Genomic DNA, 25,919 nt, shown 5'->3' on the forward strand with positions numbered 1-25,919 from the left:
GTGCAACCTCCCATTTTCCCGACTCAGGCAAGGACCATCATGCGGAGAGCTTCGTTTGGCACCACTCCCCAACAAGTGCAAGAGATGTATCGGGAGTGCGCACACCGCGGTGATGAACAGATTCGTCAACTCATTGCGCAGCTCAATGCGTTAAGCGAAGACCACGACGATATGAATTTCAGTGCGAAAAGCCTATCAACCATTGCAGCGCGTACGCTCGTTGTGCACGGTGATCGCGACCGCTTTTTCCCCGTTGATATTCCTGTAAGCATCTACCGTTCCATACCGGATGCGGCGTTATGGATTATTCCTGGCGGCGACCACGTTCCCATTGATGATCCCGAGGTTCCATTCACCTCGACAGCCCTGCAATTCCTTGATGGGCCACACAGCAGGTAGCACAAGTAGCAATTGAGCAACCGGGATGAGGGCCCGGCGCGACGGAAGCGCCACCCGACGGAGAGCCGCCTGCCGGGACTTCAATGACAGACGGGCGGGTCCACGCGATGGCCCCACCCGACAGCTGTGACCCGTTCGAGGACGACGGTTGGTGTCCCGTGTCCGGAAACAAGGTCACCTGCAACAACGGCATCCAGATGTTCGCGGATCAGACGCCCGACGGCGGGTGCATCAACGCGGATGTCCGCAAGAACGCCGGAGGCCCGCCCGTCTGTCCGGAGTGGTGATTCCAGACACGCTCCAGGGCATGACCGCCTCCCTGCCAGACACGGGCAGGGAGGCCTACCACGCGCGACCTACTTCCCGGCGCGCTGCGCCGCCTCCAGCGTGTTCTTCATCAGCATGGCGATGGTCATCGGGCCCACGCCGCCGGGCACCGGGGTGATGAACGAAGCGCGCTCGGCGGCCGCGGCGAACTCCACGTCGCCCACCAGCTTGCCGTCCGCCTTGCGGTTCATCCCCACGTCGATGACGACCGCGCCGGGCTTGATCCACGCGCCCTTCACCAGCTCCGGCACGCCCACGGCCACCACCAGGATGTCCGCCTGCGCCACCTCCGCCGGCAGGTCGCTCTTGCGGTGACACACCGTCACCGTCGCGTCCTTCTGGAGCAGCATCAGCGCCTGGGGCTTTCCCACGATGTTGCTGCGGCCCACCACCACCGCCCGCTTGCCCGCCGGGTTGCACCCCACCTCTTCCAACAGCCGCATCACGCCCCAGGGCGTGCACGCGCGCGTGGCCGGCCGGCCCAGCAGCAGGTTGCCCGCGTTCATCGGGTGGAAGCCGTCCGCGTCCTTCTCCGGCTTCACCGCGGAGATGATGGCGTCCGCGTCCAGGTGCTTGGGCAGGGGCAGCTGCACCAGGATGCCGTGCACCGCCGGGTCCTCGTTCAGCCGGTGCACCAGCGCCAGGAGCTCGTCCTGGGTGATGGACGCGTCCGGGTGGTGCTCCCAGGAGTTGAAGCCCACCTCCTCGGCGGCCTTCTTCTTCCCCGTCACGTAGATTTTGGAGGCGGGATCCTCACCTACACGCACCACCGCGAGCCCGGGGGTGATGCCGCGCTCCGCCTTCAGGCGCGCCACCTCCTCCTTGATTTCCGCCCGCACGCGCGCCGCCACTGCCTTGCCGTCGATCAACTGGGCCGTCATGCGGCCCACCTTATGCAAAACTGGGCGGATTCAAGGGAGCGAAGCGAAGGCATGGGCGCTGGAAAAGTTCTCGGGGCGATGCTTGGACTCGTGGTCGGCCTCCTCATGGGCGGGCCCCTGGCCATCGTGCTCGCCCTCATCGCGGGCATCGCCGTCGGCCATTATTTCGACGAGCAGAACGCCCCTCCTCCCTCGAACCCGGAGCTGTTCTCCGACTTCTCCGACTTCCCCACCGCCTCCAAGCGTCCCTCCCCCAGGGGGGACGGCCCCATGCCCGGGGAACACCGCGCCGTGGAGACCCCGCCGGAGGATCCGCTCGACCGGGAAATCGTCGCCGTCTTCATGGATGTGGCCCGCGCGGACGGGGAGCTGCGCCGCGAGGAGGTCCGGGAGATCCGCCGCTACTTCGAGGAGGTCCTCCACGCCGACCCCCACACCATCCAGGCGGTCGGCCGTTACCTGAAGGCGTTCATCGCCAAGCCCGCCTCGCTCAAGGCGGCCGCCTCGCTCAAGGCCTGCCAGGAAGCCCTCCCCGCGGACGAGCGGCTGCGCCTGCTGGACGCGCTCTACGGGATGGCGCTCGCGGACGGGCACATGCAGCGCTCGGAGACGGAGGTCCTGCGCCGCACGGCGGACGGCCTGGGCATCCCGGATGAGCAGATCCAGGCCCTGGCCCGCCAGCACCTGGGCGACGACGCCCCCCACTTCGAGTGCCTGGGCCTCAAGCCGGACGCCACCAACGCGGAGGTGAAGGCCGCCTTCCGCAAGCTCGCCGCCGCCCACCACCCGGACAAGTTCACCCAACTGGGCCCCAAGGCCGCCGAGAAGGCCGCCCGCCGGTTCCAGGAAGTCCGCGACGCCTACGAGACGATCCGGAAGCTGCGCGACCTGTAGCCGGGTTAGAAACAGGGAACCCCATGAGCAAGCAGCCCCCGAAGAAGAAGGAAGCGGCCTTCCAGAACAACCCCTTCAAGTCCGCCATCAAGACGCTCCAGGACCAGGAGAAGCAGGAACAGCAGAAGGCCGCCGCGGAAGCCGCCGCGAAGAAGAAGGTCGTCGCGAAGCCCGTGAAGGCCGCCAAGGCCCGTCCCGAGGACGACGACGTGGGCCTCTTCTTCTCCGCCATGGACGGCGTGCACCAGATCACCAATCGGGGAGAGGCCCCCAAGGTGAACCCGCGCCTGCCGGAGATCATCGACGACAACGCGGAGGCCCTGGCCCAGCTGTCGGAGCTGGTCGCCGGTGAGGGCGGCTTCGACGTCGCGGACTCGAACGAGTTCATCGAGGGCGCCGCGCCCGGCGTGGACCGCAACCTGCTGCGCTCACTGCGCCGGGGGGACTTCTCCGTCCAGGACACGCTGGACCTGCACGGCAAGACGGCCGCCGAGGCCCGGGGCGCCGTGGAGCGCTTCCTGTCCGACAGCCAGCGCTCCAAGAAGCGCTGCGTCCTCATCGTCCATGGGCGCGGTTTGAACTCCAAGGACCAGGTGCCCGTGCTGAAGGAGGGCATGAAGGTGTGGCTGGCGCAGAAGCGGATGGAGCGGCTGGTGCTGGCGTTCGCCAGCGCACGTCCGCAGGACGGCGGGACGGGCGCGGTGTACGTGCTGCTGCGCCGATAGCTTTACGCGTGGCCGTGGCTGTGCATACATGCCGCCATGGTTCGCGACCTCATCGACCTTCATATCCACGTGGGTGGCGCGGTAGCCCCGCACATCCTGTGGTCCATTGCCCACCAGCAGGGCTTCAAGCTCCCGGTCAAAAACTACTTCGACTTCGTGGAGCTCATCACCTCCCGTCCGGGCAAGGTGGGCAGCCTCGACGACTACCTGAAGATCCTCCACACCTGGACGGAGAAGATCCAATCCTCTCCCAGCGCCATCGAGCGCTCCGTCTACGAGGTGATTGGCAAGGAGTACCGGGGCAGCCGCGTCACGCAGATCGAGCTGCGCTTCAACCCGATGAAGCGCAACCTGTCCTCCGAGCTGGACCTGGACCACATCATCCACGCCGCGCTCCGGGGCATGGACCGCGCGGTGCTGGAGTACGGCGTGAAGGTGGGCTTCATCTTCTGCCTGGCCCGCGAGTTCGACCACAAGCTCAACAGCATCATCGTGGATAAGGCCATCAAGTACCGCTCGCGCGGCGTGTACGGCATCGACCTGGCCGGCACGGAGCGCGACGCCATGGAGCACAAGCCCGCGCTCGCGGAGTACGAGGACCTGTACGCCCGCGCGCGCAAGGGCGGCCTCAAGTGCACCGTGCACACCGGCGAGACGGCCGGCACGGGCTCCGAGGGCCTGATGGCGGCGGTGGAGAAGCTCAAGCCGAACCGCATCGGCCATGGCATCCGCGCCGCCTACGACGAGTCCGCCATGAAGGTCCTGCGTGAGAACAACATCACGCTGGAGCTGTGCCCCACGTCCAACATCCACACCAAGGCGGTGGCGGACCTGGCGGAGCTCAAGCACATCATGCAGACGTTGTGGGACCGCAAGGTGAAGTTCACCATCAACACGGACGGCCCCTACCTGCTGGAGACGGACATGCGGCGGGAGATTGAGATCGTCGAGTCCAACGGCCTGCTCACCACCGAGCAGGTGGACCAGGCACTCGCGTGGGCGCGCGAGGCGTCCTTCATCCCGGCCTGACGCATGTACGGCTTCACGCGCTCGCTGCTCTTCACCCTGCCCCCGGAGCCCGCACACCGGCTGGGCATGTCCGGGCTCGCGGCCCTGGGACGCATGCCGTCCCTGTGCCAGTCGATGCGCGAGCGCACCCTGCGCCAGGCGCCCATGGACCTGTCCGTGGAGCTGGCCGGGCTGCGCTTCGCCCACCCGGTGGCGCTCGCCGCCGGGCTGGACAAGGACGCGGAGGCCGTGGACGGGCTCTTCGCCTGCGGCTTCTCCGCCGTGGAGATTGGCACCGTCACGCCGAAGCCCCAGCCGGGCAACCCGAAGCCGCGCCTGTTCCGGCTGCCGGAGCACCGCGCGGTCATCAACCGCATGGGCTTCAACAACCACGGCGCGGCCACCGCCGCGGCCCACCTGACGGGCCGCGCGTGGAAGCCCGGCCCGCTGGGCGTGAACATCGGCAAGAACAAGGACACGCCGCTGGAGCGCGCGGTGGATGACTACGTGGCGTGCGTGGACGCGCTCGCGCCGCTGGGTGACTACGTCGTCGTCAACGCGTCCTCGCCCAACACGCCGGGCCTGCGCACGCTGCAGGAGCCGGAGCAGCTGTCCGCCCTGCTGCGCGCGGTGCAGGAGCGGATGGGCCAGGTGGCGCCGGGCACGCCGCTGTTCCTGAAGATCGCCCCGGACCTCACGCCGGAGGCCGTGGACGAGGTGGTGGACGTGGCGCTGGAGCGGGGGCTGTCCGGCCTCATCGCCACCAACACCACCATCACCCGGCCCTTCGAACACAAGCACTCGAAGGAGGCCGGCGGGCTCTCCGGCGCCCCCGTGCGCGAGCTGTCCAACGCCGTCATCCGCCGCGCGTACCAGCGCAGCCGGGGCACCCTGCCCCTCATCGGCGTGGGCGGCGTGTTCACCGCGCAGGACGTCTACGAGAAGCTGCGCGCGGGTGCCACCGTGGTGCAGGTGTACACGGGTTTCATCTACGAAGGCCCGGGCATGGTGGGCCGCATCCTGATGGACCTGGGTGCGCTGCTGGCCCGCGACGGCTTCGCCTCCGTGCGCGACGTGATTGGCGTGGACGCCCATCCGGGCGCGCCTGTCGCGGCTTCCCCTTAGCCGCGCCGCGCAGGAAACGCTGCCCTGCGACATCTGCCACCGGACTGTCTCTGCACTCCGGTGGCGGGTTTGAATGTCGCAAAGGCAGCACCCACATGCCCTCGAGGACGGGTGTCCGTCCAATCCCAGGCCCCCCACCGTCCGTCGGCTGTCGTGAAGCCAAGGAGCGGACATGCGCGTGAAGGCCTGGTGGGCCGTGGTCGGTGTGGGGCTGGTGGGATGTGGCGGAGTGGAGCCCGAGGCGGAAGCGGAGATGGCCCCACGGGATGCGACCGTCCAGGCCCAGGCGTGCGCCCCCGGGGTGGCGGTGAAGGTGAAGGACGTCATCGCTCCGGGGACCCCGCTTCCGCCGCCCTGGCGTCCGAGTCCCTACGGCCTGTCGGAGCTTCAGGGCACGCTCTACTTCGCGACGGAAGTCGTCGGAGGCCAGGCCTCGTTGTGGAAGAGCGACGGGACGACCGCGGGCACCGTCGTGGTGACGGAGTTCCCCGCGCACCCCGCGCAGGGCACCACCGGCGACCGGGAGCTGGGCGGCTTCACCGCCGTGGGCTCCCAGCTCTTCTTCAGCATCAATGACACGGTGCTGGGCCGGGAGCTGTGGGTCACCGACGGCACGGAGGCGGGCACGCGGCCCGTCGTGGACCTCACCCCGGGGGCCGAGGGCACGCAGTTCTCGTCCTTCGCGCAGTTGGGCGGCGCGCTGAGCTTCTTCCGCAGGGTGCCCCTGGCGCCCTCCGGGACCCGGCTGGAGTCGTGGCGGTCGGATGGCACGGCCGCCGGGACGGTCCGCGTGGTGGACTTCGGGACGCAGGCCACACTTCAGGCAAGCACCGTGATCGCGGGAGGCGTGCAGTTGTTCTTCCTCCAGGACGCGGTGAATGGCACGCGGCTGTGGCGGACCGACGGCACGGCGGCGGGCACCTCCGTCATCAAGGCGCTGGACGCGGGCGAACCCCTGGTGAGCGACGTCCGGGGCACGACCGGCGGCATCGTGTTCGCGCTGCGGGATGCGGGCAACACGGAGATCTGGAAGTCGGATGGCACGGCCGCGGGCACCGTGCGTCTGGAGACGTTCGGCCACGTGTCGAGCCTGCTCGGCGTCCTCGGCTCCCACGTCTACGTCTCCTACGGCACGACGGATGACCGGCTGCGACTGGCGCGCGTGTCCTTGTCGGGGGGAGGAAAGGCGACCGTGACGACCCTGCCCAACCCCTTCGCGGGACAGCCCGGCGCGCAGCCGTATCTCCAGATCGCGACAGCTGCGGGCAGCAAGCTCTACCTCTCGGTTGCCATTGGCTCGCCGGGGCCCGCGCCTCGCAGGGTGGACCTCTGGGTGACGGATGGCACGGCGGCGGGGACGCTGCAGTTGAACCAGGGACTGAGCACGTCGGATGAGAACTGGTCGACCCTCTTCAATACCGGCAGCGGCACCCTCCTCTTCACCAGCGCGGGCCCCAACGACGGCCAGGAGCCCTGGGTGACGGACGGCACGGTCGCCAACACGGGCCGCGTCGCGGACATCGGTCCAGACGGAGGCTCCAGTCCCCAGTCGTTCAGGCGCGTCGGGGACCGGATCTTCTTCGTCGCCAACGGTGGGCCTCCGGGCAACGCCCTGTGGTCCATGCCCGCCCACGTCACCTGCCCTGCACTGGCCCCCGAGGCCCGGTAGCTGGCTTCGCGCGGCTCCGGCGTAGGGGAAAACCCTGATCCGGATCCGTGTCGTCCCCTCCCCGGCCAGCCCTGACGCGGCCCGCCGTGGGAGGTAGGGCACGGAAATTCGCTTTCCAGGGAGACAGGGGAAACTCCGGACACTCCCGGAACGATGATGGGAGAGGGAAATCCGTCGTCCGAGGTGCTCCGTGAAGATCATCCGCCCGCCGTCGAGTGCCACGCCGTCCGTACAGTCCCCTCCGCGGTTGGATCCTCCAGCGGTCCCGCCTCCGCAGGGCCGGTTGGCACCGGTGAAGCAGGACCTCTTCGACCGTCCCGGTTCCCCGCCCAGCGCCCCCTCTGATCGCGTGCTGGGTGCCTCGGGCAACAGCGTCGCGGTCGGCGGGCGTGGCGCCTCGAACGCAGTCCTGTCGTCCTTCAAGCCCGAGAGTGCCATCCAGGCGAAGGCGGACCACTTCGAAGGGGGCTCGCATCCCTTCCGCCCCGTGGACGCAGGGACCGATCCGCTCGCGTCAGGCTCCAGCGTGAGGTCTGGTGGCCACTCCGGAACCGTTTGCGCGAACTTCGTGGATCCCGACGGGAAGGCGGGGGAAGCCGCGCCGAAGTCGAAGGGCGCGGAGTGGAGCTCGAAGCTGGCCCGGGCGGTGGCGGAGCTGGTGAAGACGCTGCAGGCCGAGCCTTCGACGGAGGAGCCCGCCGAGGGGGCTCGCGGCGGTCGGATCTCCACGGGCGACAGCAGCCGGTCGTCGGGGACGACGCACTCCAAGGGCTCCCAGGCGCGCGAGGGAGCCGAGGAAGACGCGGCCCCGCCCCAGGACAGCTCCCGGGTGGCCTCCAACGGCTGACGGGACGAACGTCTGTCCTCCCCGAGCGGCCCTGGCGTCAGTGGCGGTAGGCTTGCCCCGGAATGAATGACGTCCAGCAACTGGGGCCGTACCGCGTCCTGCGGGAGATTGGCGAAGGCGGCATGGGGCGCGTCTCGCTCGCGGAGCGCGAGGGCTGGGACGCGCCGGTCGTCCTCAAGCGCATCCATTCCGAGCACGCGGCCGACATCCGCTTCCGCCGCCGTCTGCTGCGGGAGGCGGAGGTGGCCGCGGGCCTGCACCACCTCAACGTGGTGCGGGTGCTGGAGACGGGCGTCATCGACGACCAGCTCTACCTGTCCATGGAGTACGTGGCGGGCTCCAGCCTCGCGCACGTCCACGCGGCGAGCCGGCCGGAGCTGCTGCCGCTGGCGCCGGTGCTGGATGCCATCGCGCAGGCGTGTGACGGGCTTGCGTACGTGCACCGCTTCGTCAATCCAGAGTCGGGCAAGTGGATGGAGCTCATCCACCGCGACGTGTCGCTGGACAACCTGCTGCTGTCCTTCACCGGCACGGTGAAGATCGCGGACTTCGGCATCGTGAAGACGTCCGAGGGCACGCAGACGACGTCGGGCGTGGTGATGGGGAAGCTGGCGTACATGTCCCCGGAGCAGATCCGCGACGAGCCGCTGGATGCGCGGGCGGACCTGTACTCGCTGGGCGTCTGTCTTTATGAATTGCTGGCGGGACGGCGGCCATTCCCCATCCAGCGAGGCCGGGCGGTGATGGAGTCGGTGCTGTACGACGCGCCCCCGCCGCTCACGCCGCTGCGCCCCGGGATTCCGGCGTCGCTGGTGTCGCTGGTGGAGGCGCTGCTCGCGAAGGACAGACGGGCAAGGCCCACGGAAGCGACGGAGGTGGCCAAGGCGCTGCGCGCGGAGCTGGCGACGTTGGGTGAATCTCCGCTCTTCCCTTCCCGGCTGATGGAGCCGCCCGTCCCCATGCCGCCCAAGCCGCGACGGGCGCCACCTGGGCCCGTGCCGGCAGCGGCGCCCGTGCCTCCGCCGGCCACGGAGGTGATGCGCACGGAGGCCCTGCCCACGAGGCCCGTGGAGCGCGCGGCCCCTGCGCCCCGCTCGGAGTCACCGACCCAGTTCGTGGGCCCCCGGGTCTTCACGGCACGCGCGCCGGAGAAGTCCTGGCGCAAGTGGGTGGCGCTCTCCGTGACGGGAGGCCTGCTCGCGGCGGCGGCGGCTTGGTGGCTGAACTGATCCGGGTGCGGGTTCGCGCGGCGAGGCCCGTGTGGCGGCCCGATTGGGAGTGAGGCGAAGCGGTATTGAGACCGTGGGCTTCAAAACCGATGAGGGGCGTCGAGAGGCGTCCCTGGCGAGTTCGATTCTCGTGCCCTACCGCCAATACTTCAGAGGGGTTACGCCCCCGCACTGCGACCTTTGCAGTATCGGACCCGTCCAGACGCGTCCCCATGAGTCTACCCGATGTCGTTAGCGCGTCGTTAGCTAGAGACACTATGGGAACGTCACGTTGCCGAGAGTGACGGTGCGCGGCCCGTCCTCCTCCCAGAGCTTGAGGGTGAAGGGCCCCCGAGTTGTTGCTGATGCCTCGGCTTCGATAACAACGCGCCCGATTTCTCCTGCCGGAATTGGCCTTTGCTGCCACACGCGCAGCACCGTCAACTCCACCCCGGCCTTGCCTTTGAGCGTTGTCCCCTTTGCGATCCATGGCCGAGCCCCGGCCTTCACCGTCAACTGGATGTCCACAGCCACACCTGTAGTGGAGCGGTAGGTCGTGACGTAGGAAGCCCTCAGATCACTCCCTGCCGATTGGGAAATGTCCTGGGTCACGACTCGCCCGGTCACACCGTGCTCATCCATTCCTCCAGTGGAGATAAGGCCCGCCAGCCCGCCTGGAGCATCGTGCTCGACCAGCAGTCTCGCGTTCTCTATTTGGCAGCGCACCAGTTCCGCATGAGCCTCGCGGGCTTCTTGCTGATACGTCTCAATCGTCCGCCTCCCGCGATAGACCTCAATTACAGACTCTGCTTTTGCTGGATGGACTCGAAGAAGGAAGAATGCACTCACGGGCGCTGCGCCATCCCTGAATCGCACGACCAGACGAAACCTCTCGCCAGGAGTCACACGCGACGAAGGCACCAATCGGATGGTGGCCTGCCCCACATCCATGAGAGTGAAGCGATCGCGACCTTCCAACTCGACGCTGTCGCGCATCAGGTCAGAGTCGAAGAAGAGGGCAGTTGAGAGTCCGGAGCTGACTGCGATTTCAGGAGCGGATTGAACGTCGTCTGGCGTCAATTCGATGCGACGTGCTCCCGGCACCGACGCTGAACCTTCTGACTGAGCGACTGCCGTTTCGGCTACGAACAGAAGCCCTAGGAGAACGACGAAGGAAGAAGATGACACTCGGCGATTACTCCTAGGTGGTCCTGCTACTCAAACTCGCTCACCGCCTTCACGCGGGCGCTCGTGAAGATACGGGCACTAGAGGGTGAGTCGTCTCCAGGCTCGCGTGCCATTCCTCGCGCCCCTTCCTCCGCAAGAACCTCCAGGCAAACAGGAAAGCTCTCGCCTTTCGGCGTCGTCGCCCAGGTGAGTCGCCCATAAACGCGGTCCCGCACGATGAGCCGGCCTGACAGAGTTGTCTTGCTCGGCATATCCTTCCAATCACCGAATAAGATTAACTGAGTAGGGCCTTCTTGAACGGAGATGACCTGCGGAAGGTCAAGGGTGAAAACTGCTTCGTGCTTGCGCTCCAAACCGATGCCTAGTTTCGCCATGGCCTTCACAGCACCCGCTGGGCACGGTTCTGGAGGCGGCGCCGGGCGCACCTGTGGCCCTGGGCACGCAAGCGCCGTGCAGGCCGCCGCCGTGCTCACCGCACGGGCCATGACGCTCATGCCCTTCTTCGTGGGCTTCGACGGGAGTTGAAGGGGCGGGGAGTCTGTCGTCTGCGTCGTCACGGTGGCTGAAACCTCCTGGAGCGTCGCGGGGAGGGCGACGGCCGCAGCGATGGCCTCGGGCCCGGTGGGAGCTGCGGCCAAACCAGCTTGAGGCGACTTGCCAGAAGGCGCTACTTCCTGACGGGTGGGCACGGGACTTGAAGCGCGCGGCGTCCACCGCACCAGCACCGCGCCCATGGCAACCACCACCACGGCCAGCGCCAGCGCCGCCCAGGCACGCGAAGGGCGGGCCATCCGCGGCGACACGCGCACGGTTGTCACTTGCGGCGGTGCTTCGGCCACCGCGTCCGGATCTACGTCGGCAGACGGGGCTGGCCGCTTCTCTGGCGCCGCACGCTTGCCCCGGCGTGGCCGATGCCGTGGCCGATGGCGCCATTTCTCGAAGCTGTCTCCGCCACCTTCCGTGGTCGCGGAGCCTTCGTCGTAGGCCTCGCACAGCGGTACATCCCACGTCGGGTCGGCGCCGCGCAGCGCCTCTTCCAGCGACGCGCAAACAGCCTGGGCACTCGACGTCCGCGCCTCGGGCGTCTTCTCCAACAGCCGCAGGCACACGTCGCTCAGCGCCGAAGGTACGCGCTCGTTCACCTCATGGGGCGGCGTGGGCGTGCTGGAGAGGATGGCCTCCGTCAGTGTGTTCGCATCCGGGCCGTCGAAGGGAAAGCGCGCCGTCAGCAGCTGGTAGAGGACGAGGCCCAACGCCCACAAGTCATCCGCGGGGCCGGCCGTGAAGCGGGCATCCGGCACGTCCCGGTGACTGCGCAGGAAGCGCCACGCCTCTGGAGAGCGGTAGTCCACCGTTCCTGGCGGCAGGATGTCCTGCGTCAGCGAGCGCGCGCCCTCGTAGTCGCCGATGCCGAAGTCCACGAGTTTGGCCAGGCCATCGGCGGTGCGCACCATGACGTTGGCTTCCTTCACGTCCCGGTGCACCACCCCATCCGCGTGTGCAGCCGCGAGCGCCCGTGCCACGTCCAGCGCCACGCGCGCCACCTGCCGCGCGGTGGGATTCTCTTCCTGGGCCCACACGTCCAGCTGGCGTCCGGCGACGTACTCCATGGCGATGACGGCAAATTGCGGCTCCGCCACCGGCCAGTAGCCATGGCCCAGAATCCCCACCACGTTGGGATGGCGCAGGCGGGTGAGGATGGAGACTTCACGCTCCGCGCGCTCACCCACCCGCTTCAGGTGCAGCAGCTTCAGCGCGCTCGACTGGCCCTCACACCGCGCGAGGTACACCGTGCCGAAGCCGCCCTGCCCCAACTGCCGCTCCACCGTGTAGCCCAGCACCTGGGCCCCAGGCGCCCAGATGGCGGGCGGCCTCATGGCGTCCTTCTTTCGGGGTTGCCGGCCACTCGCATGCGACGTCCTCCCTACGGCGTGCGCACGCTACCAGAGGCGCGAGAAACCCGGGAATCCCTCCTCGTGGGCGGAGTCCCTTGTGGACTCGCAGCATCCATTTGTTTTCACCCAACCTCCAGCATTCACCCTTGGCATGCCATGCGCTACCCTCGCACCATGCCAGCCCCGTCCCCGCTGCCCGCCGTTTCCCAACCTCTCGCCAGTACCATCGGAGACGCGGCACGGGCCGCTCGCACCCGGTTGGGCCTCACCCAGGCCGAAGTCGCCCTGCGCGTGGGCCTCGCCTCCGCCGTCTACAGCCGCATGGAGCGGGGCCGCATTCTTCCCAGCGTCTCCACCCTCCAGCGGCTGTGCGCCGCGCTGGGCGCCTCTCCGGACGAGCTGATGGGCCACGGGCGCTCCGTCTCCGCCCGCAGCGACTTCCCTGCCCGGCACCAGCTTCTCCTTCGCGTCCGCCACCTGAAGGAGTCCCAGGTGCGCGCCCTCCTTCAGCTCCTCCCCGAGCCTCGGTAGCGCGGGCTGGGCGCGGGCTTCTCGGTTACGCTCGGCACCCTCCATGAACGAAGAACTGGCCATCACCATTGGCACCGCGGCACGCGCCGCCCGCGAGCACCTGGGACTGACGCAGGCCGAAGTCGCCGAGCGCATCGGGCTGGTGCATGCCGTCTACAGCCGCCTGGAGCGCGGGAAGATGCTGCCCAGCGTCCCTTCCCTCTACCGACTCTGCGGGGAGCTGCGGGTTTCACCCGAGACGTTGATGGGCCTGACGCCGAAAGCCAGCGGTCGGAAGTCTCAGCGCCCCCAGGAGGAAGAGGGGCCGAAGCTGCGCCGCCTCCTCCACCTCGCCCAAAAGCTGGAAGAGGAGGACCTGGACGCCCTCCTCCACGTCGCCTCCGCGCTGGCGCGCTGAAGCGCTACTTCTTCACCAGCGCCTTCAACTCGTGCTCCTCCAGACCCTCTTGGAAGAAGCCGCCCTCGCCGAACTCCACCGTGTCACGAAGGACGCTGCCTTCGGCCAGCACCTGGGCCCATTCGGTAGCGGCCTCCTGGCGCCCGTAGCCAGGGTGTCGCCGCGCCAGAGCCACGCGCATGACGTCGCGCATGTCCGCCGCCGTGGCGAAGCGCTCCTCCGGATTAGCGCGAAGGGCCGCGTGCAGCAGTTGCTTCACGTCGGGCGAAAGCTTCTCCACCCCAGCCTCCACGTCCGCCGGACTGAAGCTCGCGAGCAGCACCCGCATCTGCGTCAGCGGCAGGGAGGGAAGGATTTCCGAGTGGAGAACGCTCATCCCCTCGGGTTGCCGGGGCACATCCTGCACGTCGAAGGGGTGCTTGCCGGTGAAGAGTTCCACCAGCAGCACGCCCAGGCTGAAGACGTCGGAGCGCGGCGTGAGCGGCAGCCGCTCCAGGTATTCGGGCGAGGCATAGGCCACGTCGCCCCGGACGAGGCTCGCGGGCGACTCCTCCCGCCCCACCACCAGCGAGTAGGCCGCACCGAAGTTCACCAGCTTCACCTCGCCATGCGTGCCCACGTACACGTGCCGAGGGTTGACGTCGCGGTGGATGATGCCCAGTGACTTGCCGTCCTCGTCCGTCAGCGTGTGCGCGTGATGCAGCGCTTCGGCGAGCTCCGCTCCGACGTAGAGGGCGAAGGCCTCGGAGACAGGCTTGCCGCGCGCGACACCCGCGCTCACCAGCGTCTCCAGCGAGGGACCGTCCACGTACTCCATGACGACGTGCAGCGCGTCCTGGTGCACCTTGCGGTGGAACACCTGGGCGATGGCGGGATGGCGAAGCCGGAAGGCAAGTTGAATCTCCTCTCCCAGCCGCGTACGGCGCATGAAGGTGGAGGGGTTGGCCAACCGTCGCACAAAGCAGAGCCCGGGAAGTGCGTCGCCCCGCCCCGAGAAGCGCCGGGCGAGCATCAGCAACTCTCCTGTCTGCATCAGCACCAGTTCGCGAATGGCCTCGAAGCGAACCCCGTCAATGGTGAAGAGGGAGCGGGGCCGCTCGGGCGTGGCCGGGAGGGCCGCCCTCCGGCGCGGCGACTCCCGGGTGCTCACCAGGTCATCGGAGGTGGACGTGGACATGACTCCTCGGGGGCAAGGGGGACGGCGCGACGGCGCCACCCGAGGAGTCTGGACGCAACGGACCTGAAAAGTCCATATAACTGGGACTTAAAAGGTCATCAGCGCAGCACTCGCGCCGCCGTGAAGCCCACCCCGACACCCAGCGCCACGGCCATCAGCACGGCCACGACGGGAGCGGGGCGGGGCTGCTGGCGTAGCACCTCGTTCTCCGCCTGGAGGCGGCGCAACTCGCGGGCCGTGAGGATGCAGCGTTCCGTGGAGAGCCAGCATCCCTCGGAAACCGCCACCGTGCGCCCATCCTGGAGCGTCACCGTGGCGCGGGCCACGTCCAGCACCTCCCCCTCGGCACGCGCCGGCCCCGCCATCATCAGGGCCAGCGCCAGCACCAAGGGCCTCACCGCCCGTCGCCCGGACGCAGGGCGTCCAGCGCGGCCACCGCCGCTGCCTTGCCGGCAATCTCCCCGGCCGCAGCCTCCCCAGCCTTCCGCGCCGCCTCTTCAACCTCATCACCGAAGACGAGCGTCTTCATGACGGTGAAGCCACCCGCCGCGCCGAGGCCGATGGCGAGCGCCTTCAGCAGCAGCGCCACGGTGAAGCCCTCGCCCGCGATCAGCGCGTTGGCCACCGCACCGGCTACGGACACCAGCACCGCGAGCACGGCCCCTGCTCGTGCGGTGCGCAGCAGCGGCCACCACGCGCCCGCGAAGCGCCGCAGGACGTAGACGAGACCGACGACGGCCAGGGACGCGACGAGGGCCCAGTTCCGGGCCGTCACCGCGTCGAGGACGAGCCGCGCGAAGGATTCGACGTTGCCCGGGTCGGGCGACGTGGCCACCTGCGCGAAAGCGATGGACGGGAAGACGAGGCAAAGGGAGAGGACGGCGAGACGTCGCAGCATGGGCATACCTTTCGTGAGTGACGTGCGGCGAAGCGCCGCACGGGAAGTCAGAAGCCGAGTCGGGCCAGCGAAGCAGCGAGGGCCGGGTGCATGGCGCGCCACTCGGGCATCGAGCGCACCGTGTCGAGGAAGCGCCAGACGGCGGCGAGCCGCTGTGCATCCGTGGTGCTGGCCGGCTCCGAGAGGTAGAGGCCGCGCACGGGCTCCAACTGGCTGCCGCTCACGAGGCCCGGCCACTGGCAGTGCGGCGCGTCCCCGAAGGAGCCGCCCCAGGCGAGGCCCGCGCGCCGCGTCTCCTCGCCCAGGATGGCGTAGGCCGGCCCATCCCAACGCGGTTGCAGGCCGGGACGCGTCACGTCGGCATCGCGGCAGAAGTCATTGGCCAGGCCGTAGTTGTGCGCGGAGAGGCCTTCCGGGGCCGCGCGTCCGCCCTCCCCTCGCAGGTAGCGCGCGTGGAGCGAGCCCTGCTCCGCGAAGGTGGCGAAGCCGCGCGTGGCGACGTAGTCCGCGCCTCGCGTGCGGCAGCGGGCGATGACTTCGCCCATCACCGCCTGGAATGGCGGGTAGAGGGGCTTCAAGTCGATGCGGGAGAACAGGTCCGAGTTGGGAATCATCCCCCACTGAATGGGGGCGGGTTTTGATGGGTGGCGTGCGCGTTACTGCTCCGCACGGAAGCGCACCGTGTCGAAGCCCACCCAACCTGCCCCCACGGGCACGCTGTAAACCTGGAGGGCTCCGTCCGGCAGCAGTTGCGCCAGCCCCAGCCCATGACTCGTCGGCACCGTGAAGATGCGAGCGCTACTGGGACGGGAGCCGCTCGGGAAGCGATAGGCCGTCACGTAGCCCACCGCGCCGGGCCGCAGGAGGCCTCGCATGGACAGCTCGTTGTCGCTGTTGCGGTAGTAGCCCAAGGGCCAGCCTGCGTCCCACGCCGTCCAGCCATTCTCCAGGTCGCTGATTTGCCCGGTGCGGATGGCCGTCCAGGGCTCCACGAGGCCGCCGATGCGCTCCAGCCGCACCGAATCGACGTACACCCACGGAGCCCCCTGCGTGACGTTGGCCAGCAGGCGCACCTGCACGTAGCGCGTGCCAGCGGGCGCGTTGTGAAAGCCCGAGAGCCGTTCCCAGCTATTCGCGGGCAGCGCGCGGGTTGTGCTCACCGTCCCCAGCACGTTGAAGGCGCCGTCGTACCAGACGAGCTGGACGGACAGTCCCGTGCCCAGCTGCGTCGCCTTCGCCAGGGTATCCACGCTGTACCTGTCGCCCGGCCGCGCAATCATCGCCTGCGAGTCGAGCCGTGTGCCGCTCGCCACCAACCGGATGGCGCGCGCGCCCGTGTATGCGTCGGCCGTCACCTGGGCGTGCGCGCCCCAGAGTCCCGTGCCCATCGTCCATGCGTCCGGGGGCAGCTCCTCGAAGGAGTGCGCTTCGAAGTCCGGATTGGGAGGCGACTCGCCGAAGGCCACGCCGGGCTGCAGCGTGGCGGGCGTCACGTAACCCGTGGTGACGGCAACCTCGGAGGAAGGAGCGCCCAGGTTGCCCTTCGCGTCGCGTCCCACCACGCGGCAGTAGTACGTGGCGCCGGGGCGCAACTCGGAGAGCGGGACGCGCGTCGTCTTGCCTCGCGACTGGAAGGTGTCCTGCGACAGCAGGAAGCCCGGCGTGCGTGAGGCGTGCACCTCGTACTCGTCCCACGCGGGGCCGGACACGGCGGGTGTCCACGTCACCACGAAGCCGTTGACGGTCGGCGTCACCCTCACCTGCTGAGGCGCCGCGGGGCCGGTAAACGAGGCGCTCGGGGCGATGCCTGGCCGGCTGTCTCGCTCCAACCACTCGCGCACCGAGGTGGAGGGCTGGCCGCGCAGCACCAATTGCATGCGCGCCGTGCCGTCCGTGGCGCACTGGTGCTCCAGCTCCTGCACCGCGAGCCGCTGCGGCATGTCCAAGCGGACGCCGTCCGGCTGTACGAGCACCAGGTCCGCGAGTTCAATGCCCGGGTGCGGATCCACCGTCATCGTCACAGTGAGGGGCGACACGGAGAGGTCCGCGATGGCCGCATCCGCCAGCCGCTGTGCTTCCGCCGCAGTGTCGATGTTGCTGGAGGCGTCCTCCGTCACCTGCATCCAACGACGGCCCACCTGGGCACGGGCCGTGGGGTTGCTGGCCTTCACCTTCTTGCGCTTCGGCACGCCCGAGGCGTCGAGGTCGTACCTGTCGCTGTAGATGACCTCCACGTCCGTGCGGATGTCCGCGAGCTGCCGCGTCACACTGTCGAGGTTGCCGTACTCATCCGGCCCATAGCTCCAGTCCTCCTCCACCTGGAGCCTGTCCGGAGCAGCCAGGGTGAGCGCGTAGCCGCTCACGGAGGGCTGCCACCGCATGCGGCAGTCCCATCCAATCTGCTGCGCCAGGGCGCGAGCCGCATCCAGCACCGGCTCCACCTGCTGCACGTACCGGCCACGCTGGGACATCGGGTCCACGGGCGTGATGAGGCCAAACGAGCCCATGCCGTTGTCGTTGAGCAGGGCCTGGATGATGGACTGCACGGCCACGCCCACCGTGTCATTGCCATACTCGCGCTCGACCTCGATGGTGGTGTCCTGAAGCAGGCCGCCCAGGTCGCGCCCCGCGATCCGCAGTTCCTCGGGTCCAGCGTCCACTTCATCGATGCGGCCCCGGAAGACCTCGAAATAGTCCTCCGTCCTCGGCACGGTGCCGAGCGGCGCAAGCCCCAGCTCGATGCGGAAGTAGGCGCCCTCCACGAGCAGCGGCGCGAAGCTGCCGGAAGCGGACGTGTTGACGAGGGAGTGCACCACGAGGGGCGAGAGCGAGAGGCGCTGGCCAGCGGATCCGCTGCTCAGGAGAGACACTTCGGCCTCCGCGACGGGCGCGTCCAGCTTCTCGTTGACGCGCACGCCCAGCACCCAGTCGAAGCCCAGGAGGGTTTGCAGGTTGCGCCACACCCCTGCCCCGTCGCGAACCCAGACGCGCGGATGGGTGGAGTAGCCGGAAGGACTGCCCAGCAGGGCGGCCTGGAAGGACGTCAATGGACGCATGTGTCAGCGCTCCTGCAACTCGAAGTCGAACTCCTGCCCCAGGACGAGGACGCCGCCCTCCCACCACTGCACGGCGCGTCCTGCCCCCATTCGTCCCAGCACCTGCAGCGGCTCGTAGAGGGCAGCACCTGAAGCCCGGTGGTACGGGTACGGCGCGCCGAAGGGCTCTCCAGCGGCGTACCAGGGCGCCATCCATGCGGTGGGCACCACCCACGGCAGCACCACCAGTTCATCCACCAGCAGTTCACCCGCCTCCGCGTTGCGCAGCGTCACCGCGCCTTGGGGAAGGTTCGCCAGTCCCTCCGCGACGAGGAAGCCATCCGCGTGGGGGCTTGTCCCTGGAATGCCGTTGACGCTGAGCCCCATGCCCGCGCGGTGGACGTGGTGCCGCCATCGGTCCTTCGTCCCCTCGCGCTTCCACCAGCAGGCCACCGTCCACTTCGCCCCGAGGCCCGTGGGGAACGTGACGCTTGCCCCGGAGTCCATGCGCATGCATCCGCCGAAGCGGCCCGCCGACTCAACCGCCGAGACGTTGCCCGAGGTAGCGCTCGGCGAGAGGAAGGCGTGGCTGCGGAGCCCCTCCTCGAAACTCCACACCTGGCCCTCGCCCTTGAGGAGCCCGCGGTACGCGCGAGCCTCCTCCTGGGTGAGCGGGCCCGTGTTGCCCGCCAGGGTGAAGACTTCGCGCCGCTCGCTGCTGCGAAGCCACCCGGAGAAGGCGCGGCGGTGCTCGCCCAGCAACGTCGGCGTGTACGTGAGGCCGCGCTCCGCTGAGATGGGCAAGGGGATGCCAGAAAGGGACAGGGCAGAGGGCATGGGGGGGGCCTCAGAAGGCGGAGAAGCGCGTCGCGAGACGCACGCGGCTACCGACGGTGCGCACGCCCGCGCGTTGCTGGCGCAGCGACTCGTCCCGACGCGTCGCCTCGATGGCGGCATCGATGTCGTAGCCGGTGATGTTGTAGGTGACGGGCGCAGCCATGGCGGAGACGTTGCCCGTCTCCGGCGCACGCACCCGGCCACTTCCGTCCAGGCCGGGCGGCAGCAACCTCGCGAGCCACCCCGGCACTTCGGGCAGCGCGGGCATCTGGCCCTGGATGAGTTGCTGGAGATGGGGAGGGAACATGCCCAGCAGCCACTCCGGAACAGCCCCCGTGGCGGGCGACTGCTCCGGCTCATCCGGCGCCCCGGCGTCGGGCTTCCCGGGCGTGGGCTTCGGCTTGGGCGGCACCGTGGGGCCATCCTGCGTGTCCTCCGACTCGAAGCGACGCAGCGCCACCTTCCACGCGGACGGCACGTTGGTCAGGGCCGCCGTGGCGCGCGCAACGGCCTCCGTGTGCTCGTCCACCTGGGCGGTTTCCTCGGCCCTCGCCTTCGCGGAGTCCCACGTCGCGTCCTCCAGCACCTGGAGGGACTCGCCCATGCTGTCCGTGTCCACCTTCAGCTTGTTGAGCGAGCGCGCGAGGCTCTTCAGCCCGTCGAAGCCCGTCCACTCAACGAGGGAGGAGATGGCCCGGATGACGGTCTGCACCGCGCCGACGACGGCGTTCCACACCGCGCCGATGGCCTTCGCGACGGTGAGGATGACGGCGCCGACGAACTTCAGGACGGTGAAGAGGCCCTTCATGACGGGCCCGCCCAGCATGCTGAGCGGCGCCATAATCAGCATGAAGACCTTGGCCACGATCTCGAAGAGGGGCGCCAGGCCCTTGACGATGTCGCCCAGCAGCATCAGCGGCGGCACCAGCGGCTCGATGGCCTCGCCGAGCATCTCGAAGACGGGCGTGAGAACGGATAGGAAGCCGTCGATGATGACCGTGACTGCGGCCAGCAGGGGCTGCAGCGGCTCCAGTAACGTGCCCAGCGAGTCGGCCACCATCTGGATGATGACGTTGACGGATTCGATGACGCCCCTGAAGCCCTCGGACTGCATGAGCAGCTCGCCCACCACGGCGATGATGGCGCCGTAGATGCCACCCGACTGCATGCCCTGGACGGCGGCGTTGATGAGGTCGCCCAACTGGCCCAGGCCTCCGATGAACCGGTCCACCAGCGCCGAGCGCGCGGACTCCATCGCCTGCTCCGCCGCGGCTGCGAGGCCTTCCGCCTCCAGGCGCATCTCGTGGAAGGCAGCGGCGCCAGCGGCTTCATCCGCGCGCACGCTGGCCAGGTACTCCCGGCGCGAATCCTCGTTGGCCTGGGCCTGGAGCTTCGTCATGGCGGCGAGCTCGGCCGCATCCTGCTTCTGGGCGGCCTCCAGGGCGGCCTTGTCCGTGGGCTTGCGGATCCGCGCCTTGCCCTGCGCGCTGGCCCCGCCCATCAGCTTCGCCAGCAGGGCTTGAATCTGCGACGTGACGCCCTCCAGGTTGAGGGCCCGAGCGAGGTCCGCGCCGAGCTTCTTCGCCCCCGCCGCGCTGGTGCGCAGGCCGTAGGTGACGCTCTCCTCCAGTTCGCGCCCGGCGCTGGCCACCGCGTCTCCCACCGCCGTTGCCGTCTGCCGCGCGCCGTCCCAAAGCACCTGGGCGCCCTGCCCCAGCGTGTCCAGCAGTTCCCGGCCCGTGAGGGTGGATACCTGCTGGAAGGTAGACGCCAGCTCCGGGAAGCCCGCCTGACGTGCCACGGGCTCCAGGAGACGAGAAACGCCACGCACCAGCGCCGCGACACCGTCCAGGACGGATAGGGCCGCCTGCGTCACGAAGTCGCCCAGCGCCACGAAGGCGCGCGAGAAGCCGTCCGCAATGCGGGCCGCCCACTTCGCCAACTGTTCACCAATGCTCCGGAAGAAGTCAGCCAGACCCGTGCTGCTGTCTTCCCAGGCGGCGTAGACGCTGCCCGCCAGCAGCACCAGGGCGGCCACGGCGGCGGCCACCGCCGCGAGAGGCACCAGCAAGCTACCAGCGGACAGGGCCATGCGCCCCAGGCTGCCGGTGACTGATGGAGTGCTCGCCACCATGCCGCCCATGGAGGCCGTCACCTTGTCCACGGAAGCCGCGAGGGAGGCCAGGGCCACGGACTTGTTGAGGGCGCCCAGCACCTTCACCAGCAGCCCCGCGCCGCCCGCGACGGCCTCCACCACTCCAGCCACCTTGCCCAGCATCCCGACTGCGAGGCCCGCTCCAGCGACCCACACCAGCATGTCGGAGGCGGCAGCCTTCAAGTCGGGGGAGAGGGACTGGAAGCTCGCCACCACGCGCTCGACGCCGTCGGCGACGTGCTTCACCACTGGCAGGAAGGCGTCGCCGATGTCCGCCGCCAGCGTGTAGAGGAGCGCGGTGATCCGCTCCGTCTCCCGCGCCATGTCCGCGTTGGACGTGGCCGCCGCCGCGACGGCGCCGGCAAGTCCCGCCGACACCGCCGCACCGATTTCGCCCAGGCCCTTCGACTTCTCCTTCACCTGCTTGGCGGACTTCTCGACGGCCTCCACCAACTTGCCGAGGTTGGACAGGGCTTCGCCCACGGAGGCAGTCACCGCCACATACAAATCGCCTACGCGGAGTCCTCCGCCCATGCCTCACCTCTTGGGACGCTTCTTGAAAACGGTTGTCGTTGTCTGCGGGCCGGATGGGGCGGCGGGCCCGTGCGTCCGGGCGCTGCGCGCCTCATCGACTTCCAGCGCACAGAGCGCCAGGAGGTGGACGACGTCCTCCCAATCCCAGCCGCGCACCGCCTCGGGCGACTGGCCCGTCAGCTTCACCACCCCGTGCAACGCTCTCAGCTCGGGGTGGTCTCGGAGTTTCCCTTGGCGGTCTCCAGGGTCGGGCCCGCGAAGGCCTGGGTGAGCGCGCTCTGGATTTCCTCCAGCCAGGGCTCGTTCTTCACCTGGCCCGCGTCGTCCTCCGCGAAGACGCGTGTAGCGGTGCCCGGGTGGTAGAGGCAGGCCACAGCGATGCGAGCGATCATCATCATCCCCGCGGGCTCATCCACGGGCTGCCGGTCCGGTCCCAGCTCGCGGGCCGCCTTCGCAGCGGAGAGGACGTCGAGTTTCTCGCCCAGCGTGGGCCGGCAGAGGTCGTAATCGGCCCCGTCGAGCGTGACGCGCTGGTGGAGGGTGCGGCGGGAGCCCAAGGGCTTTCGGTGCATGGTGGGTGCGGTCATGGTGGTGCCTCGGGTGTGAAGGAAAAAAGGCCGGCTACAACGCGACGGGCGCGCCCTGGCCGGCGAGGGTGGCGGAGAAGGTGACGACGTCGGAGGCGCTGCGGCCCTCCTCGTAGGACGTCACCTTCACCGGGTAGCGGAAGCCCTGGGTGCCCACGGGCGCCATCTCGTCCTCCACGAGGGTGAAGAAGACGGTGGCATCGCTCTCGAAGGCGTCGCGCAGGACCTGCTGCGGCGAACTCCCCTTGAAGACGTGGCCGGACAGGGGGATGGAGAAGGACTTCCAGGTTCCCTTCGAGCGCTTCCATCCGTCGCTGCCGAAATAGTTGGCATCCACGGTGTCCTTGGCGCGGTTGATGGGCGCCTCCAGGACGCCATCCAGAGCGTCCGCCTCAACGGGCGCGGTGTCCGTGGCGCGGATATAGAGCTTGTCGAAGAAGGCCTCTCGGGGTTCGGGCATAGTGGTGGCTCCGGTCATTGGGAGGGGAAGCGCTGCGCGAGGAAGTCCTTCAGGACGGCTGCCACACGGCGGCGAGCGCTGCCCCGGGCACGACGGAAGGACTTGCGGAGGAAGTGCGGCGGCGGATTGAAGAGCTGTGCGCCCCAGTGCCAACCCTCGTGAATGGGGCCTGCGGACGGGTGCGCGTAGCCTGCTGTCCACGTCGTAGAGAGGCGCGGGCTCAGGTTGTGGAGGGGGCCACTCAGGAAGGCGCTGCCGCGCAGGTGGCCCTCCTCCACCGGAACGAGGAAGAGGGAGTAGTCCAGGGCGAGGCGGGCGACGTCCCGACATGGCGCATCCAGCGCGCGCAGCACTTCAAGGGGCGAGCGTCGCAGGCGCTCCATCCTCAGGACGTCGGTTTTGACTCGGATGGGCATCTACCCCATTCAATGGGGGCAGGGGTTGCGAGCGGCGACAAACTGGACGAGAATTTTTGCAAATATCCCCAGGCAAACGGCGCCACAATCAGCCATTTTCCAGCATGCACGAGATTAAGCACGAAGCCTGAAGTGCATGCATCTATCTCAACGAATCACCGCAAGGATTTTCCGACCCCACCACCAACTGCATCCCGAACTTCACACAAGCATCTCAAAGTGAGCCAAACATGAGCACAACGCCAGCAGCACCTCCGGTCAAAACCAAAGTCATCACGATCTTCAACAACAAGGGGGGCGTAGGAAAAACAATCACATCCTGGAATCTCGGGGAACAAATCGCACAAACCGGGAAAAGCGTTCTCCTTATCGATTTCGACCCCCAGTGCAATCTCTCCATTGCTGTTCTTGGTGAAACGCGATTCTTCAGCCTCCTCCCGCAAAACACAACATCCTATGGATCATGCATCAGATCCTATCTCCAGCACTTCCTCCAAAGCACAGGCAAGGAAGAGCTCTTCCTTCATAAAGGGGGAACACAGAGCGCCCCATCCCTACGCATCGTAGCGGGAGACTTCTGGCTAAACGTGTACGCCGAATCACTAACCGTAGGCAACGATCTCCTGTCCGGCACAGGCATCACAAGATTTGCCATCCTCAAGAGAATAATCGAAAAGGCAAATCATGAGATGGGCAAACCATTCGACTTCGTCCTGCTCGATCTGCCACCATCGTTCAACTCACTCGTTCGCGCCGCGCTATATACGTCGGACTACTTTCTTGTCCCGTGCACCTCCGACAACTTCAGCGCCTACTGCATCGGCCTAATCGGACAAATGCTGCCCGCATTCATGGCCGACTGGAAGCAAGGAATGAATCGATTCAAAATCTCAAACCCTTCAATCACAGAATTCGATTCAATTGGTCAACCTAAATTTGCTGGCTGGGTATTTAACGGATTTGATACTCGCGCCGGGAACGTCGTAAGAGCCGACCAAGTGCACAAAGACAGGCTAACTCAGGCCATTCGCGATGACCTTGTCGCCAAACTAAACAACGCAGCCCCAACACTGGGATACAATCCAATCCCCAGCAACCTTCCTGGTGACTTCTGCGTTGGAACAACAGAAGACATGAACGTTCTTGTCCAAAACAGCATTTGGCAAAGCGTACCCGTCGGCCGCCTGGACAAGGTTCAGCAACTAATGGACCTGCAAAACAAACGGGGATGGGCACCACAGCAGCTCGATCAGATCAAGAAAATTCGAGGCGCCTACGACAAAATGGCAAAAAATGTGATAAAGGTCTGCATCTAAAAGCGTCTCAGCACTCTCACCGACAAATGAATCACCCATCGGTGCCGACCTAAATCATCCGCCCCTGAGTATTCGGGGGCGCCCTCCTCGGCACAGACGAATGCATTTGGAATCCCAAGTGACTTGCCGATGGATTCAACTAAACCATAAGCCAATTGCTGCCCTCCGTTAAAATCCTCACAAGCCGATCGAACCCGAATCAGGCAGTTTAGCGAGAGGCGAATCGCCCTAGACGCACCTATATAAAATTGTGTTCTATCGCCACCAATCACCATTAGCGCAACAGCCATATCTGGCACGTCGCCATCAGCCTCCGGCAAGGGGGCTGTGAAGAGATTCGCGTCTGGAGCTGGAGGTCGCATCAGGCCGAGCCCGGTCCCCTCCAGCAGCACCGCAAGCTCCGAAGCGATGTCCCGCATCAGAACCACACCTTCCTGAATCGCACGACTCCAGAACCGTCCACGCTCTCGTCCACCGCTACGGGCCGACGGGCACGGTTAAAGTCGGCCACGTCCTCGCCCGGCAACCAGACACGGTGCAGCAACGTGATGGCCGCGTCCGTGTAGACAACGTGCGCGGACAGGTGCTCGTTGCCGTTGGCGTCGCGGATGAGACGTCGGGACGGCTGCACGCGAGCACGCGCCGCCAGTTGGGGACCAAGGGACGGCTTGCCGTAGGCATCTCTCCCCGTCAGCACCGCATACGTAATCAGTTGCCGAAACGTGTCCGTGGGAGAGGCCATCAGCTCACTCGATGAATGACGTAGGGCGCGAGCAGCGCCTGCGCGGTACCGGGGATGGGACCCTTCCCTTCAGCCTTCGCCGCGAAGTAGCTCACGGACCAGTCACCGATGGACTCACTTGCCACCATCGAGTCCACGCCGCGCGAGCGGAACATCTGCACCGCAGTGAGGATGGTGGCCTCCTGTACGTCCTCCGGCAGCGTCACCACTCGCGAGGCATCCAGAGCGCGCTGCCCTGGTGTCACGAAGCCCCCGTCGTAGACGACGCGGATGCCAGCCTCTCCGCTCTCGCCCAGGAAGCTGTCCGCCATCGCCACCACCTGCCCGCCCCAGCGCGCGGTCATCCGCCACACACCGCCCTTGCGGTACAGCATGCCGGCATCAGCAAGCTTCCCGTGACTCTCGTACTCCTCGGCTGGCACGAAGGCCCCGCCCTCCCAGACGCCCACAACCAGGACGACAGGAGGGCGCTCCAAGAGCAGCAACGGGCGCCCGTAGCCGGCCGGGTATTCCACGAGGCCCTGGCCATGCTCGAAGACTCGGCCGCAGTAGCCGGCCACGGCGCGGCTCGCCGCCGTGACGAGGGACTCTAGGCGCAGCGTTACCGCCACGCCCAGGTCCTCCGCCACGGTGGCGGCAAGGCACAGGTCAGCAGGATTCGGCATGGC

The 25,919-nt window shown here is 67.7% G+C and carries 28 protein-coding genes and 1 tRNA gene; 13 read left to right on the forward strand and 16 right to left on the reverse strand.

Translation table 11 applies throughout. The annotated features are described in order from the left end of the window. Window positions 1–39 precede the first annotated feature (39 nt). Both D7Y13_RS01325 and D7Y13_RS48570 read left to right on the forward strand, forming a co-directional pair. On the forward strand, window positions 40–399 hold the full coding sequence (locus D7Y13_RS01325) for an alpha/beta fold hydrolase (protein WP_199732679.1): 360 nt from the start codon (window positions 40–42) through the stop codon (window positions 397–399). Between the two features lie 158 nt (window positions 400–557). Then, window positions 558–686, forward strand: a complete 129-nt coding sequence (locus D7Y13_RS48570) for a hypothetical protein (RefSeq protein WP_255425217.1) — start codon at window positions 558–560, stop codon at window positions 684–686. A gap of 69 nt (window positions 687–755) precedes the next feature. Here the strand turns inward: D7Y13_RS48570 and folD are convergent, their stop codons facing one another. After that, window positions 756–1,607 carry a bifunctional methylenetetrahydrofolate dehydrogenase/methenyltetrahydrofolate cyclohydrolase FolD gene (gene folD / locus D7Y13_RS01335; RefSeq protein WP_120582520.1) on the reverse strand — a complete coding sequence of 284 codons (852 nt, stop codon included), beginning with the start codon at window positions 1,605–1,607 and terminating at the stop codon, window positions 756–758. Between the two features lie 78 nt (window positions 1,608–1,685). On the opposite strand from folD, the gene D7Y13_RS01340 reads away from it, so the two are divergent. The 8 genes from D7Y13_RS01340 to D7Y13_RS45600 all read left to right on the forward strand — a co-directional run bounded on the left by D7Y13_RS01340 (window position 1,686) and on the right by D7Y13_RS45600 (window position 9,248). Beyond that, entirely contained in the window at window positions 1,686–2,501 is an 816-nt protein-coding gene (locus D7Y13_RS01340) for a TerB family tellurite resistance protein (protein WP_233595324.1), read from the forward strand. A 23-nt stretch (window positions 2,502–2,524) separates the two neighbouring features. Next, window positions 2,525–3,226 (forward strand): Smr/MutS family protein, encoded by a 702-nt coding sequence (locus D7Y13_RS01345; RefSeq protein WP_120531755.1) that lies wholly within the window; start codon window positions 2,525–2,527, stop codon window positions 3,224–3,226. Between the two features lie 36 nt (window positions 3,227–3,262). Then, window positions 3,263–4,255, forward strand: coding sequence for an adenosine deaminase (gene add, locus D7Y13_RS01350; RefSeq protein WP_120582522.1), 993 nt, complete (start codon window positions 3,263–3,265; stop codon window positions 4,253–4,255). Window positions 4,256–4,258: 3 nt separating this feature from the next. Next, complete coding sequence (locus D7Y13_RS01355; protein WP_120531753.1) at window positions 4,259–5,359, forward strand: quinone-dependent dihydroorotate dehydrogenase; 1,101 nt, start codon at window positions 4,259–4,261, stop codon at window positions 5,357–5,359. A gap of 172 nt (window positions 5,360–5,531) precedes the next feature. Beyond that, window positions 5,532–7,028 (forward strand): hypothetical protein, encoded by a 1,497-nt coding sequence (locus tag D7Y13_RS01360; protein ID WP_120582523.1) that lies wholly within the window; start codon window positions 5,532–5,534, stop codon window positions 7,026–7,028. A 190-nt stretch (window positions 7,029–7,218) separates the two neighbouring features. Next, the gene (locus D7Y13_RS01365) at window positions 7,219–7,875 is read left to right on the forward strand and encodes a hypothetical protein (protein ID WP_147444192.1); all 657 of its coding nucleotides are present in this window, start codon (window positions 7,219–7,221) and stop codon (window positions 7,873–7,875) included. A gap of 62 nt (window positions 7,876–7,937) precedes the next feature. Further along, entirely contained in the window at window positions 7,938–9,104 is a 1,167-nt protein-coding gene (locus tag D7Y13_RS01370; RefSeq protein ID WP_120582525.1) for a serine/threonine-protein kinase, read from the forward strand. Window positions 9,105–9,155: 51 nt separating this feature from the next. After that, window positions 9,156–9,248 (forward strand) — tRNA-Sec (locus D7Y13_RS45600). Window positions 9,249–9,359: 111 nt separating this feature from the next. Here the strand turns inward: D7Y13_RS45600 and D7Y13_RS01375 are convergent. Then, window positions 9,360–10,271: a DUF2381 family protein gene (locus D7Y13_RS01375; RefSeq protein ID WP_120582526.1), complete on the reverse strand. Its 912-nt coding sequence runs from the start codon at window positions 10,269–10,271 to the stop codon at window positions 9,360–9,362. 26 nt (window positions 10,272–10,297) lie between these two features. Then, on the reverse strand, window positions 10,298–12,148 hold the full coding sequence (locus D7Y13_RS01380) for a serine/threonine-protein kinase (RefSeq protein WP_120582527.1): 1,851 nt from the start codon (window positions 12,146–12,148) through the stop codon (window positions 10,298–10,300). 192 nt (window positions 12,149–12,340) lie between these two features. Here D7Y13_RS01380 and D7Y13_RS01385 point away from each other — a divergent pair, with 192 nt between their 5' ends. Further along, complete coding sequence (locus tag D7Y13_RS01385; RefSeq protein WP_199732678.1) at window positions 12,341–12,697, forward strand: helix-turn-helix domain-containing protein; 357 nt, start codon at window positions 12,341–12,343, stop codon at window positions 12,695–12,697. A 43-nt stretch (window positions 12,698–12,740) separates the two neighbouring features. After that, entirely contained in the window at window positions 12,741–13,094 is a 354-nt protein-coding gene (locus D7Y13_RS01390; protein ID WP_120582529.1) for a helix-turn-helix domain-containing protein, read from the forward strand. Between the two features lie 4 nt (window positions 13,095–13,098). Here D7Y13_RS01390 and D7Y13_RS01395 read toward each other — a convergent pair whose 3' ends face one another. From D7Y13_RS01395 to D7Y13_RS01445, 10 genes are all read right to left on the reverse strand, one after another. Further along, window positions 13,099–14,271, reverse strand: coding sequence for a serine/threonine-protein kinase (locus D7Y13_RS01395; RefSeq protein ID WP_120582530.1), 1,173 nt, complete (start codon window positions 14,269–14,271; stop codon window positions 13,099–13,101). A 98-nt stretch (window positions 14,272–14,369) separates the two neighbouring features. Beyond that, window positions 14,370–14,669, reverse strand: coding sequence for a hypothetical protein (locus tag D7Y13_RS01400; RefSeq protein ID WP_147444193.1), 300 nt, complete (start codon window positions 14,667–14,669; stop codon window positions 14,370–14,372). After that, window positions 14,666–15,169 (reverse strand): hypothetical protein, encoded by a 504-nt coding sequence (locus D7Y13_RS01405; protein ID WP_233595325.1) that lies wholly within the window; start codon window positions 15,167–15,169, stop codon window positions 14,666–14,668. Before D7Y13_RS01405 ends, D7Y13_RS01400 begins: the two co-directional genes overlap by 4 nt. Window positions 15,170–15,216: 47 nt before the next feature. Further along, on the reverse strand, window positions 15,217–15,783 hold the full coding sequence (locus D7Y13_RS01410) for a M15 family metallopeptidase (RefSeq protein ID WP_120582532.1): 567 nt from the start codon (window positions 15,781–15,783) through the stop codon (window positions 15,217–15,219). A gap of 42 nt (window positions 15,784–15,825) precedes the next feature. Next, a complete protein-coding gene (locus D7Y13_RS01415; RefSeq protein ID WP_120582533.1) occupies window positions 15,826–18,225 on the reverse strand; it encodes a fibronectin type III domain-containing protein in 2,400 nt (799 codons plus the stop codon). Window positions 18,226–18,228: 3 nt separating this feature from the next. After that, entirely contained in the window at window positions 18,229–19,008 is a 780-nt protein-coding gene (locus D7Y13_RS01420; protein ID WP_147444194.1) for a hypothetical protein, read from the reverse strand. A gap of 43 nt (window positions 19,009–19,051) precedes the next feature. Continuing rightward, window positions 19,052–21,730: a phage tail protein gene (locus D7Y13_RS01425; RefSeq protein ID WP_147444195.1), complete on the reverse strand. Its 2,679-nt coding sequence runs from the start codon at window positions 21,728–21,730 to the stop codon at window positions 19,052–19,054. A 203-nt stretch (window positions 21,731–21,933) separates the two neighbouring features. Then, the gene (locus tag D7Y13_RS01435) at window positions 21,934–22,317 is read right to left on the reverse strand and encodes a phage tail protein (RefSeq protein ID WP_120582537.1); all 384 of its coding nucleotides are present in this window, start codon (window positions 22,315–22,317) and stop codon (window positions 21,934–21,936) included. Window positions 22,318–22,351: 34 nt separating this feature from the next. Then, complete coding sequence (locus D7Y13_RS01440) at window positions 22,352–22,777, reverse strand: phage tail tube protein (protein ID WP_120582538.1); 426 nt, start codon at window positions 22,775–22,777, stop codon at window positions 22,352–22,354. A gap of 14 nt (window positions 22,778–22,791) precedes the next feature. Beyond that, window positions 22,792–23,193, reverse strand: a complete 402-nt coding sequence (locus tag D7Y13_RS01445; RefSeq protein WP_120582539.1) for a hypothetical protein — start codon at window positions 23,191–23,193, stop codon at window positions 22,792–22,794. A gap of 230 nt (window positions 23,194–23,423) precedes the next feature. Here D7Y13_RS01445 and D7Y13_RS01450 point away from each other — a divergent pair, with 230 nt between their 5' ends. Next, window positions 23,424–24,509, forward strand: a complete 1,086-nt coding sequence (locus tag D7Y13_RS01450; protein ID WP_120582540.1) for a ParA family protein — start codon at window positions 23,424–23,426, stop codon at window positions 24,507–24,509. Here the strand turns inward: D7Y13_RS01450 and D7Y13_RS45035 are convergent. Genes D7Y13_RS45035 through D7Y13_RS01460 form a run of 3 tightly spaced genes read right to left on the reverse strand, consistent with a single transcriptional unit; the run spans window position 24,506 to window position 25,916 of the window. Further along, window positions 24,506–24,928: a hypothetical protein gene (locus tag D7Y13_RS45035; RefSeq protein WP_147444196.1), complete on the reverse strand. Its 423-nt coding sequence runs from the start codon at window positions 24,926–24,928 to the stop codon at window positions 24,506–24,508. The two genes, D7Y13_RS01450 and D7Y13_RS45035, sit on opposite strands and share 4 nt — an antisense overlap. Further along, complete coding sequence (locus D7Y13_RS01455) at window positions 24,928–25,251, reverse strand: hypothetical protein (protein WP_120582541.1); 324 nt, start codon at window positions 25,249–25,251, stop codon at window positions 24,928–24,930. Before D7Y13_RS01455 ends, D7Y13_RS45035 begins: the two co-directional genes overlap by 1 nt. After that, window positions 25,251–25,916: a hypothetical protein gene (locus tag D7Y13_RS01460; protein WP_120582542.1), complete on the reverse strand. Its 666-nt coding sequence runs from the start codon at window positions 25,914–25,916 to the stop codon at window positions 25,251–25,253. Before D7Y13_RS01460 ends, D7Y13_RS01455 begins: the two co-directional genes overlap by 1 nt. Window positions 25,917–25,919 lie beyond the last annotated feature (3 nt).

Source organism: Corallococcus praedator (genome assembly GCF_003612125.1).
Classification (GTDB): domain Bacteria; phylum Myxococcota; class Myxococcia; order Myxococcales; family Myxococcaceae; genus Corallococcus; species Corallococcus praedator.